The sequence below is a fragment of the Microcystis aeruginosa LEGE 91341 genome (assembly GCF_015206885.1).
GTDB lineage: Bacteria > Cyanobacteriota > Cyanobacteriia > Cyanobacteriales > Microcystaceae > Microcystis > Microcystis aeruginosa_H.
Genome location: NZ_JADEXY010000131.1, coordinates 1 through 11,880, shown reverse-complemented (window position 1 = coordinate 11,880; position 11,880 = coordinate 1). Strand labels below are relative to the sequence as shown.

General features: G+C 41.8%; 13 protein-coding genes. 8 read left to right on the top strand and 5 right to left on the bottom strand.

Going from position 1 to position 11,880, the window contains the following annotated elements; all coding sequences use genetic code 11:
• Window positions 1-85 precede the first annotated feature (85 nt).
• Window positions 86-691: a DedA family protein gene (locus IQ234_RS16915; RefSeq protein WP_002769621.1), complete on the top strand. Its 606-nt coding sequence runs from the start codon at window positions 86-88 to the stop codon at window positions 689-691.
• Between the two features lie 144 nt (window positions 692-835).
• Complete coding sequence (locus tag IQ234_RS16910; protein ID WP_193957933.1) at window positions 836-1,414, top strand: hypothetical protein; 579 nt, start codon at window positions 836-838, stop codon at window positions 1,412-1,414.
• A gap of 116 nt (window positions 1,415-1,530) precedes the next feature.
• Here the strand turns inward: IQ234_RS16910 and IQ234_RS16905 are convergent, their stop codons facing one another.
• Complete coding sequence (locus IQ234_RS16905) at window positions 1,531-1,755, bottom strand: hypothetical protein (RefSeq protein WP_002763361.1); 225 nt, start codon at window positions 1,753-1,755, stop codon at window positions 1,531-1,533.
• Between the two features lie 487 nt (window positions 1,756-2,242).
• Between IQ234_RS16905 and IQ234_RS16900 the strand changes: the two genes are divergently transcribed.
• A complete protein-coding gene (locus IQ234_RS16900) occupies window positions 2,243-2,467 on the top strand; it encodes a DUF433 domain-containing protein (RefSeq protein ID WP_002740734.1) in 225 nt (74 codons plus the stop codon).
• Complete coding sequence (locus IQ234_RS16895; RefSeq protein WP_193957932.1) at window positions 2,464-2,802, top strand: DUF5615 family PIN-like protein; 339 nt, start codon at window positions 2,464-2,466, stop codon at window positions 2,800-2,802. The genes IQ234_RS16900 and IQ234_RS16895 overlap by 4 nt, the downstream gene beginning before the upstream one ends.
• A 245-nt stretch (window positions 2,803-3,047) precedes the next feature.
• Here IQ234_RS16895 and IQ234_RS16890 read toward each other — a convergent pair whose 3' ends face one another.
• Window positions 3,048-3,953: a metal ABC transporter permease gene (locus IQ234_RS16890; RefSeq protein WP_024969942.1), complete on the bottom strand. Its 906-nt coding sequence runs from the start codon at window positions 3,951-3,953 to the stop codon at window positions 3,048-3,050.
• 135 nt (window positions 3,954-4,088) lie between these two features.
• On the opposite strand from IQ234_RS16890, the gene IQ234_RS16885 reads away from it, so the two are divergent.
• From IQ234_RS16885 to IQ234_RS16870, 4 genes are all read left to right on the top strand, one after another.
• A complete protein-coding gene (locus IQ234_RS16885) occupies window positions 4,089-4,607 on the top strand; it encodes a cofactor assembly of complex C subunit B (protein WP_002734244.1) in 519 nt (172 codons plus the stop codon).
• Window positions 4,608-4,614: 7 nt separating this feature from the next.
• Window positions 4,615-5,031, top strand: a complete 417-nt coding sequence (locus IQ234_RS16880; RefSeq protein WP_193957931.1) for an acyl-CoA thioesterase — start codon at window positions 4,615-4,617, stop codon at window positions 5,029-5,031.
• A gap of 3 nt (window positions 5,032-5,034) precedes the next feature.
• Window positions 5,035-5,691 (top strand): DUF1361 domain-containing protein, encoded by a 657-nt coding sequence (locus IQ234_RS16875; protein ID WP_193957930.1) that lies wholly within the window; start codon window positions 5,035-5,037, stop codon window positions 5,689-5,691.
• A gap of 96 nt (window positions 5,692-5,787) precedes the next feature.
• A complete protein-coding gene (locus IQ234_RS16870; protein ID WP_193957929.1) occupies window positions 5,788-7,098 on the top strand; it encodes a Rieske 2Fe-2S domain-containing protein in 1,311 nt (436 codons plus the stop codon).
• A 601-nt stretch (window positions 7,099-7,699) separates the two neighbouring features.
• On the opposite strand, the gene IQ234_RS16865 is transcribed toward IQ234_RS16870, so the two are convergent.
• The 3 genes from IQ234_RS16865 to IQ234_RS16855 form a co-directional block, all read right to left on the bottom strand.
• Complete coding sequence (locus IQ234_RS16865) at window positions 7,700-8,164, bottom strand: DNA phosphorothioation-associated protein 4 (protein ID WP_024970215.1); 465 nt, start codon at window positions 8,162-8,164, stop codon at window positions 7,700-7,702.
• 100 nt (window positions 8,165-8,264) lie between these two features.
• Window positions 8,265-9,857: an ArnT family glycosyltransferase gene (locus IQ234_RS16860; RefSeq protein ID WP_193957928.1), complete on the bottom strand. Its 1,593-nt coding sequence runs from the start codon at window positions 9,855-9,857 to the stop codon at window positions 8,265-8,267.
• A gap of 490 nt (window positions 9,858-10,347) precedes the next feature.
• Window positions 10,348-11,466 carry a peptidylprolyl isomerase gene (locus IQ234_RS16855; protein WP_193957927.1) on the bottom strand — a complete coding sequence of 373 codons (1,119 nt, stop codon included), beginning with the start codon at window positions 11,464-11,466 and terminating at the stop codon, window positions 10,348-10,350.
• Between the last annotated feature and the right edge of the window lie 414 nt (window positions 11,467-11,880).

Here is an 11,880-nt window from a genome sequence, read left to right as displayed (position 1 = left end):
CTTCCCCACTTCCCCACTTCCCCATTTCCCCACTTCCCAACCCCCTTTTTTTACTTTAAAACTGTTTTCTAAATCCTAAAAAAACATGACTGAATGGATTACAAATACAATGACTTCTATGGGCTATTTAGGCATAGCCCTATTAATGTTTTTAGAGAATCTTTTTCCTCCCATTCCCTCGGAATTAATTATGCCCCTAGCGGGTTTTACCGTCCATGAGGGACAAATGCAATTTATTCCGGCAGTGGTAGCGGGGATTGTCGGAACCGTAGTCGGAGCGCTACCTTGGTATTATCTTGGTCGGGTTGTGGATGAGGAAAAAATCGAAAAACTAGCCGATAAATACGGCAAATGGATTACCGTTTCCGCTAAAGATATTCAAAAAGCTAATCAATGGTTTAACCGTCACGGTAGTAAAGCGGTTTTACTCTGTCGTTTGGTCCCTGGAGTACGAACTTTGATTTCCCTACCCGCCGGGATGAATCACATGGCGATGATTCCCTTTTTAGTTTACTCCACCATCGGCACGACCCTCTGGGTCGTTTTTTTAACGGCAGCAGGTTACTTTTTAGGGAAGAATTACCCCCTTGTGGAAGAATATCTGGCTCCCGTCTCAAAAATCGCCCTACTTGTCCTGGTTATCTGGTTTATCCTCTGGATTATCCGCAAACGTAACCGCCGGTATGAGTAAATGTTGATCATAGGTGGTGCGTTACGACGGATTGTCACCTTCCAGTCACAGCAGCAATTTTTGCCGTCTAACGTACCCTACGTTTTACTGTATCAGACTTATCTGAAATGACTATATTTTGTGAAAAAGCAATAAAATAAAATCATGAAAAAGCAAATTATGTCATTTTTAAAGCTCCTCTTGGGGTTTGGTCCATGGCTGGCTTTTCTTTTTATTGCCCACGGTAGCTTATTTCGTCTTAAATTAGCATTGATTATCGCCTTAGTTCTGAGCATTATCATGGGCGTTACTCGTTTGCACCGAGGGGTAACTTTATGGGTGGGGTTGTTTTTCTTTTCCTCCGCCTCGTTAGCGGTGATTGTTTTCAATAATATGTGGGTTGTCAAACATATAGGGATTGGAGCTTCTGGTTTACTGGCTATCTCTGCCTGGCTGAGCATAATTTTCGGCAAACCCTTTACGATAGAATATGCTAAACAAGAAGTTGATCCCTCCCTGTGGAACAATCCAACTTTTATCAAAATCAATATGATCATCAGTTCAGCTTGGGGTTTAACTTTCACAATTAACGCCATTTTAGCCTGGGGAAAGATGGAAAAACTTATCCTTCCTGAACTGGGTTATGAAATTATCAGTTATCTCCTTTTGATTACAACGTCAGGATTCACAAGTTGGTATCCTGATCATATCCGAAAAAAAATTAAAAATACTCCTCATAGGTAGTGGACTGTTTCAGCTAAAATAGGGCAATAGATTTCGGCTTAAAGTCTTAGATTATAGAATTTATAGCATTTTTCTAATACACCAAATTAACTGAAACAATCCACTCTGTTTTACTACTAATCACGCCGGCTACTCAAGACAGCCGTGATCAGCAAATAGGCCAGCGTCACCCCGATACTGATTTGGAAGGAATAGGGAGCGGCGCGGTATCGATACCAACTAGAAAAAGATTCAAGAATTCTCAGGGTGAACAACACCACCCAATTTAAGGAAAGCATTAGGAGGTAAAAAAACGCCCCGACTCCCAACGACTGCACAAACCGATTTTTTAATAAATCCATAGCCCTAACCAAGTTAACTAGAACTCTTGCAAATTAATTATATGTTATAATCATGGGTTAACTAATTTTCCCCAAAAAATTAGCATTACTTTTCTCCATCAATACTAAACACAAGCACGATACTGAGAATAATAGGAATTGTCGGTAATGCTTCATCCTCAGAAAAGGGAAACTCAACTGTACTAGGCATGAGCAGATGCCTCTTGGTCATCCTGAATCATCTGCCTCAGGATGTTTGCAGCTGCCGTTGTGTCGTAGGGGGACAAAATTGGATACTCTGATGCGGAGAAGATGAATTGTAGTTCAGCGTCTGGGATTGGTGTGGCTAGGAGTTCAAAGAGTGTTGACATCCTCAACGCCGGGGCTGGGCGGTGAGGATGTCAAAATTTTTCATAATTGACAAGGTGAACTATGCCTAACCTATTTTGTTGAAACTTTTAGCACTCTAGTTCACAATAAAGGTAAAGATCGTAAGGGCTACCTTGTAATGGCGGAATTGCTTTCAAGAATTACAGTTAATCCTCGGCAGTGCGGTGGTCGTGCCTGTATTCGAGGAATGAGAATCCGGGTATCAGATGTGTTAGATCTATTCGCGGCAGGTTTAAGCGCGAGAGAAATTCTAGATGAAATGCCTGATCTTGAGGCAGATGATTTGAAAGCAGCGCTTTTATATGCCTCGCGGAAGCTTAATCACCCGGTTTTACTGGCATGACAATTTGGGTTGACGCACATTTGTCTCCTGCAATTGCAACCTGGATTAGCACTACACTTGAGATTGAAACTGTGGCTTTGCGTGATCTTGGACTGAGAGAGGCTGAAGATACTGAAATCTTTCAGGTTGCAAAAGCTCGAAGAGCTATCCTAATGACCAAAGACAGCGATTTTGTAGATTTAGTTGAGCGACTTGGTTCGCCCCCACAAATTATTTGGCTGACTTGTGGCAACACCTCTAATGCCCGGTTGCGTGAAATCTTGAGTGAGACTTTGCCCCGGGCTTTAGAACTTTTAGCTGCTGGTGAGACATTGGTAGAAATTAGCGGAGACTAGCTGTACAGGCTAATGAATCCAAGCTACCCAAGACAAGAGGTCAAATGGCTATTTTCCAATATCAGATTCTTGTAGGGAAGAATTAACCTAATGCTGTGGTCTGGTATGTCGCTTAAGTACAATATGAAACGATAAAATCAACACAATATCAGAGTAAGAGCCTCTAAAAATCTAGCAAATTATCGCAGTTATCTCGCGTCGGCTTTTTTTGATCACTTGCCAAAAACCCCACCTTCCCCTGCAAACTAACGTCTTCTCAACAAATTTTTTATCTCTACCCAGATAGAAAGTTGACCACCTAGACTAGCAGGATGAGTGAAAATTCCTTGACGGGGACTGAATAAAAAAGCCAACATAAATAGGGTAAAAGCGACAAGCACGATCGCCGGTCCAGAGGGTAAATTCCAGTAATAACTTAAATACATCCCACTGATACTAGAAATAATACCCACACCCACACCCACACCCATGACTTGATGGAGACGGGTAACTAAAAGATAGGCAGTGGCTGCGGGGGTAATCAAAAGGGACAAAACGAGGATTACTCCCACCGCTTGCAGACTAGCAACGATTGTCAGACCTATCAGGAGCATTAAGCCTAAATCTAATAAATTTACTGGTAAACCCGCCGCTTGCGCCCCGATTTTGTCGAAAGTGTAGAATAGTAGTTCTTTATACAGGAGCAAAACGGTTAATAAAACGATAACGGCAATAATTAGGGTATCGCGAATGTCGGCAGCAGTAACACCGAGAATATTGCCGAAGAGAAAGTGATTAAGGTCAATTTTGTTGTTTTTTTGGATGAGAGTGATCAGGGTGATACCAAGGGCAAAAAAAGCCGAGAAAACAATACCCATGGCCGCATCTTCTTTGATTGGGGAACGATTACGGATTAAGTTAATCAGTAGGGTACTGACCATTGAGGCTAGTAAAGCACCCAGGAGAAGATTAAAATTACCAATAAAAGCGATCGCTAATCCGGGTAAGACCGAGTGACTGATGGCATCGCCCAAGAGGGCCAAACGTTGTACCATCAGGTAGGTTCCCACCACCGCACAAATGATCCCGACGATGATAGCTTCAATTAGGGATCTCTGCATGAAACTATACTGTAAGGGTTCGATTAATCCTGTTAATAGATTGTTGCCCATGAATCTGCCTTGGGGTTAAATTTTTCTGATTCTCGATCGAGGTTTTGCTCCTAGGGTCTATCTTCTGAATCCGGGGAGAAGATAGGTTAGGATAATTAGGATTAATTGTAAGTTTTTTCGCTCCTAACTGCCGCCATGGATACCCCCGTTCTTTCCTCAACTTTTTTTCTGACTCTCCTGCTCATGGTGGGATTATTCTTTTTTATTCGCGGTTCCGTCAAGGAGCGTATCGAACAGCGTGTCTATCTTACCAGTACCAGTGACGACCAACTATTGGAACAACTGCGAGACTATTTTGACCGACGTTCCTATCAAGTCAAGGCGATCGAACCCGAACAGAATATTGTCAGATTACAGGGTTTTGTGCCGCCTAGCCCCTTTCTAGCGATATTTTTGACAATTTTGGCGGCCTTGGGTTTATTTTGCTTCTCACTGGTGTTATCGGTGTTATTTCCCGATACTAATCCCTATATTTTTGCTCTTGTGGGTTTATCTCCCCTCGCGGGTGTTTTCTATTGGCAAAAAGTCGGCCGGTTAGAAGAAGTAGCTTTTAAAGTAGAAAGCAAATCTCAGCAAACGGAATTAACTGTCAAAGCCCATCGAGACGAGTTAAGACAACTACAAGATAGTTTAACCTTTCTAGAAAGACAATAAGCTTTTTATGTCCTACGAGCGCCTAATTTATCTGGCCGATACCGATGCGGCCGGTGTGGTTTATTTTGCTCATCTTCTCTCGATCTGTCATGAAGCCTACGAGTTTTCTTTAGCACAATTTGGCATCAATATTAAGGATTTTTTGAAAGATTCTCCGGTTGCTCTACCGATTACTCAAGCGGAAATACAGTTTTTTCGTCCCCTTTTTTGTGGCGATCAAATACAGATTAATTTCACTGTCCGATCCCTAAGCGAAAACGAGTTTGAATTGCATTATAAAATTTATTTGGCTGAAATCATGGTCGGAAAAGCGAAAACCCGCCATGTGTGCATCGCTCCCACCGATAGACAAAGAATCCCTTTCCCGGAATCTTTAAAAAATTGGTTAAGATATTTATCAACCCTAGAGGAGACTGGTATTTAAGAGATGATTTGGGCAGATTTAACGATAATTTTAACGAGGGATTGGTGGCACAATGCCTGGCAATTATTTAACCTCAGTACCGGGAGAATTATCTGGAATTCTTTTCTGGCGTTTATCCCCTTTATCCTCAGCTTTTGGTTATTTAGGATCGCTTTTTCTCGTTCCCTACTTTGGTGGTTAATTCTCTTAGTTTTCCTGCTTTTTTTACCCAATGCTCCCTATATTCTCACCGATAGCTTTCATTTAATCTCTTATGCTCAGCAGGATTACGCCAAAAGTTTAATTTTTTTAGTTTTAATTCCCCAGTATAGTATCTTTATTTTTATTGGCTTTCAGCTATACGTTCTCTCCTTACTTAATTTAAAAAGTTATTGTCAGCAAAGTCAGCTAAATTCAGCAGTTTTACCCCTAGAAATAACTCTCCATTTTTTAAGTGCGATCGGTATCTATCTGGGGCGTTTTCTCCGACTGAATAGTTGGCACTTAATCACTCAACCGCAGCAACTATTCTGGAGTTTGCAGAATTTACTGACTAAAAAACCTTTGATCTTCATCTCTGTCTGTTTTTTAATTATTTGGCTACTATACGAAATCAATAAAAGACTTTACAATCGACTTTCTGGCTACAATTGCCTATCGGGAATTTCCACCCTCTCCTAGTCTCTTTCCGATTGATTAAAAGATAGTAGAAAAACAGAGATCAATTTGCCGCACCGATATTATGATCATGATCAATATTTTTTCTCTCTCATCCCCATGACAAGCACTGATCAATCTCAACCCCTGCCTAGGGATGACTATTTTCACTACCAAAATTGTTGGTATCCTGTGTTATTCGTGCAGGATTGGCAAAAAAATCCCTACTCTTTCTCTCTTTATGGGCAACCATTGCTAATATTTCGCGATCAAGAGGGAAAATGGGGCTGTTTGCTCGATCGCTGTCCCCATCGCTTGGCGAAACTCTCCACCGGACAGATGATCGCTGGGCGTTTAGAATGTTTGTACCATGGTTGGCAGTTCGAGACGGATGGAAAATGTTCCCATATTCCGCAACTGCCAGTTAATACCCCGATTCCTCGCAATGCCAAGGTTAAATCCTATCGGGTGGTGGAACGTCAGGGAGTCCTCTGGGTTTGGTTAGGAGAAGAGGAAACAGCGAAAGAAAGCGATATTCCTATCATCAAAGACCTAGAAGACCCCAATTGTGTCCATACCGATTATCTCATCGATTTTCCCTACGAACAGGGCTATTTACTCGAAAATCTCTTCGATCCCGCCCATGTTAATATTAGCCATGATCGCAGCGAATTCGGGGCAAAACGGGAAAATGCTCAACCGTTGGCCTTCCAAATCCTCGAAATCTCGGCGCGGGGAATTCGCAGTCAGTGGCGCAATAGCCGCAATCCGCAGGAAAGCTGGAAATATCTGGATTTTATAGCCCCTAATCTCGTTCATTATCGTTTTTCTATGCCTAATCCCGATTGGTGTGCTGGATTGGCTTTATACGGGATTTCTCTGGGTCAAGGTCGTTCTCGCTTACTGGTGCGACGTTACCAAAATTTTGCCGTTAACTCCCGTCAATACCGTTGGCGCTGGTTGGAACATCTGCGTCAAAGTCGCATCCTCGAAGATGATCTACCTTTAATTCAAAGTCAGCAGCAAATGGTGGAAAAGTCAAGAGATAGTTTACAAAAATTATACTTGCCCTTAAAAAGTTCCGATGCCTTGGTGATTGAGTTACGTCAATGGTTCGATCGCTATGGGGACTCTTTCCCCTACTATCAAGGCTACACCAGTCAGCGGACAACGGCGATCGATTTATCCGATCCTTTACCCCTCGATCGCTATTCTCGTCACACTGTCCACTGTCGCACCTGTAGCGCTGCCCATGAAAAAATGGTAAAAACTAAACAAATCGCGATTTTAATGGGGATATTATTAGTTTTACTGGCAATTTTATGCCCAAATCAGTCTATATATCAAATTACTGCTCTTATTTTCGCAATTTTGGCTTTAGCAGTAGCGATCGCTGCCAATTACACCCGCACAAAATTTGAACGCACCTAAGTAGTCGTGCAAAATTAATTTCCTAGTCGAGACAGGAGACAGGAGACAGGAGACGGGATACAGGAGACAGGAGACAGGAGACAGGAGACGGGATACAGGAGACGGGATACAGGAGACGGGAGAAGGGATACAGCTATTAGGGATCGGATTTGAGTTTTCAGTTCACTGTTTACTGATCACAGCAGAAGTCTGACGGAGTAGTGGCTTAGATGTGTAATTAATTGTGCTTAGGTACTTATGAGAAAAAAGCCCATACCAAACTACAGTAATAAGTAGGGTCTGCTGAAAAAGTTTATTGGTCGGGTTAGGAGTCGGTCGTCAGGAGTCAGGAGGGTTAGCGAGATGTATAATTAGGGCTTGCTGAATAAATCTAAAAACCTTGTTGGATAAGACTTTTAGACTTTTTTCCCCTCAAAAAGTGCCAGCCATTGCGGGGATCGGGGGGAAAATTCCGGGACTTTTTCCCTGAAAATTAGGTAGTTGACCACCTGAAAATCGATAAAACCCCACACCCGTTCGGCTGAGCTCACGGCCGAAGCCCACACCCCACACCCTACCCCCACGAAAAACTTTTTGCCGCAAACCCTAACTAGGATTTCTACTACAAAAATCTGCCTAAATCGAATTCCGTTGTGGCAGTAATTTCTCGAAAACGTTCTTGACTGATAATTAACAATAATCTTTCAGTATAATCCACCGCGCCGCGCAATTCTCGTTCTAATCTTGCTAAACCGGCGTTGGCATATTCCTCGAAAATTGTCACTCGCAAAGCTTCCGAATCTACCCCGTGGGGAGAAAGAATTTTTGTGTCTTGCAATTCATTGACTGCCAATAATTTGATTAGGGTATCGTAGCCACGAGAAATAAAAATTTCCAGGTTAATAGGTGAGGGTTCCTTCGCTACATTTTCTATCGCCACCCTCTCTTGATATTTTACCCCTAAAGCCGCCGCAAAAGCGATGACATCAGCATAGGTTTGAAACGGTCCAATTCCCTGATTAAAATTAACTAAGGACTGGACAAATTCCCCTTTATCTCTAGCAATACGCACTCGATGAATGGACATATTTATCAAGTAAAAAGTAAAAAAGGTTACAAAATTCAGGAGATAGAATCTGTCAGTATTTATGAACTATTTTATCTATCCCCTACCCGCTATAACTGCTTTAAGGATAAGTTTTAATTAGTCCTTTAGCTTGGTAAACATGAAATTGTTCGATGGCGACACCACCGCGCTTGATCGGAATGACAGCTACTTTAGTTATATCTTGGAAATAGGGACGGTAGCGATCGATTATTTCTGGTCTTTCTAGAGAACTATTTGTAGTAATTAATAAACCATTTTTACCGATCCATTCTTGAGGATTAAACCAAATTTGATAACCCCTTTGATCGTTGTTAAAACAGGTGACGGGAATAGGAAATAGGGGATAAAGAGCCATATCTAGCCATGCTGTCACATAAAAATTATTGGTAAAAACGAAGCTAGAATCTTTTAAGAGTGCTAATAATTCGGGCGAATTAGCAAAGCCTTGGCGCAGTTGATCGATATCGACAATTTCCCGAGAAGGGTCCTGTTCTGGGGCAATAATTCCCCCAAAAATTGCGTATTGACTAGGTTTTTGGAAAGTGCCAAAAGTAACGTGAAGCATTGCTATAGATAAAACAGTAAAGATAAAAATTCCCGATCCCCATAACCATCTTTTCACCCAGATTCGAGAAGATTGCTGCCAAGTATTGGACTTTTCTCCTAATAAAATTGTGCAAGACCAGAACCCGGGTAAAATCCAACTAGGAGCGAGATAATGGGAAGCACCCACATAAAGCATTCCTAGTATTAAAGGCAGAGAAACCGAGAGAATTAACCATTTTTTTAGTGATTCTTCATCTCGATTAAAAAATCTTTTTTTAGAGAGAAAGTTAGGAATTTGTTCGGCAAAGCTTTTAAATGTCACCCACCACATTGGGAGACCGAAAGGAGGAAACATCGTGGCGATACTAATGCCAATAACCGAGAGAATACCAAGAATATTAAAGGTTTTGGGTTCTCCCGAAAAACGGTCTTCTAAATGAAAGCGAAAGGAAATCCAATCATGGTTAATATTCCAGTAGATAATCGGCAATAAAGTTATCAAAAAAAGAATAAATCCTAATCCCAACCAAGGAGATCTAAATACAGGCCAATAGCGGGGAGTGGTCAGACAAAATAAAACTAAACCAAAGCCCAAAATAAAGCCATGATATTTACTTAAAACTGCCAATCCTACGGCAAGTCCAATATAAGCGAGACGATAGCTAGGATGATAGTTTTTTTCCCGAATTGGCCAGAATTCTTGGGCAGCTAAATAGACTGTTAATGACCAAAAAAAGATTAAAGGACTATCTGGCTGCGAGAGAATCCCGAAGACGATCCCATAGATGGGGATGAGAGTGGCGATCGCTAAAGTCATTCTGGCGACCGGCAGACTGAACAATTTTAAAGCTGTCAGATACAGCAAGCAGAGGCTGCCAGTATAGAGAAGGAGAGTCCCGAAGCGAATGGTAAATTGATTGACTAATCCCGTGATCCAAGTCCCAAAACCCGTGGAAATCGCTACTATTGGCGGATGATCGAAATAACTCCAATCCAGATTATGGCTGTAAACGTAATAATAGGCCTCATCGTACCCCGGATAAAGCCCCAGGGCGATGATTGTTCTAAACAGGAGTCCACCGATGAGCAGATAAACGGCAATGCGATCGCTAAGTATTTTCGTCAAATTTCTTACCTCATTTCATCGCTAAAACTGATGTTAGAGACGGGAGATTTTTGGGGTTGCCAGATTCGAGATTTGTGCATCTATGGCAAGGTTAGATTTAAATGTGATCTTTAGTTACTATATCACCAACTCTGTCATCTCTTAGCCCTTGGCTATCGGCAAACTCTCCCTAGACGTTACTGATTGGGGTATCAAAGCAATAATAATCAGGGCGATAGATTGCGTAATTAATAATCTTAAAGTAGGTAGGTGTTAAAAGTTGTCAGGCACCCCCCTTATCAAGGGTTGATTCATAGTAGGGTTGATTCATAGTAGGTTGATTGATGAATCAACCTACAAAGCACGACGTTTTGACAAATTTTCAGATATTTATTCCGATGAGAGAATGAAACGACCCTAGTAGTATCGGGGGAAGCACCCAGAATCTGAGATGCTTCCCCTATCTTGACTAATCTTTTGCCTTGACACAACCTAGTTAAAAACCCCCACCCTAGCTAGGTTGGATGAGATTATTTAAGCCATAAACCACTTTAGCGGCGATAATCTTATCCTTATCGGTAAGTTCTTCTAACACCTTTTTTCCCTCGACTAAATAGCCAAAAACCGAATAACGACCATCCATGAGATTAAACCCCGGAGGAGTTAATTCATTATCGAATTTAAAGAAAAAGAATTGCGAGGAACCTCCGTTAGGATTAGTATCCGGACGCGCTAGGGCCAAGGCACCGAAAGCGTTAAAAGGCAAAGCGAGACTGGGTAAGTAAATCCCTAATTCTTCGAGAGTATTGCCATAAACTGGTTCTTCTTCCCCTTTAATCAAAATTTCTAAGGGAATAGAGCGATATTGCTTAGTTTTCGGGTCAATAAATCCCTCTTCTGCACCGACAGGATCGCCAGTTTGGACAACGAAATTATCTTCGCTGCGAATGAAGGGTAAACCGTCATAAAAACCCCGTTGGACTAAATCCACAAAGTTACCCCCATTAATCGGAGCGCTATAACCATCCACAACGATGGTTAAATCTCCTTTGGTGGTCTGCATCTCTACGGTGGCACGTCCTCGCAATTGCGGCAAGTTAGCGTATTCCGGGGGAACGTTAAAGGGAAAACCCACCACCATTAATTCTTCTAAAGCGGTGATATTATTGAGCAATTCCCGTCTGGTTGACCAAACTGCCTCTTTATCCTTCGCTTCTACGGCCGTATCGAGGGCTGCCACTCCCGTTTTCAGTTTTTCGATTAATTCCTCCCCTTGGCTTTTATCTGCTTCGGGAACACTATCTAAGATAGCCTTGCTTTTGGTAGAAAGGGCATAATTGGCATCCTTGACATCTTTTTTAATCGGACTCCAACGTTTGGCCCGCAGATGTTTGGCAATATCTTCGATCGATTGTTGCACTTGACGAATTGGTTTATTATCTATGGGTAAGGCATTGCGTAAAATAGCAGTGGGATCCGTTACCGCGTCACCCTGAGCAAGCACAGCTAAAGCAGGAGCAGTCCCTTTAGCGGTGAACAGACTTAAGATTAAAAATAGTGCTAGGGCGATACTAGCAGCCCTTTTTAAGAAAAATTGGACCCATTCCCGTAATCTTGTCGTTATTTTCATATTTTGGTCGGTTCCTCAATGGCTATACCTATCCAAAATACTTGTAGGCTTTTAGGGGAACCCTTGTCAATAGCTGAGAAAACCGATCGAAGCCATCAGTTATCAGTTATCAGTTATCAGTCATCAGTCATCAGTCATCAGTTATCAGTTATCAGTTATCAGTTATCAGTCATCAGTCATCAGTTATCAGATGTGATCCTAAATCCGGTTATTAAAAACTGATTATTTATTCCCCCTTTTGCCCCTTGCCTCTTGCCTTTTGCCTGTCCTGATATGTAGCCTATATTAGACCTCCTGCAAAAATAGGAACTGATTATGTAAAATAAAGTAAAACACTCAGAAAAACAATGACTTACGAAAAAGTAAAAAATTTGAATCCAGAAGAGTTTAAACGCTTTTGTGGAGTATATCCTG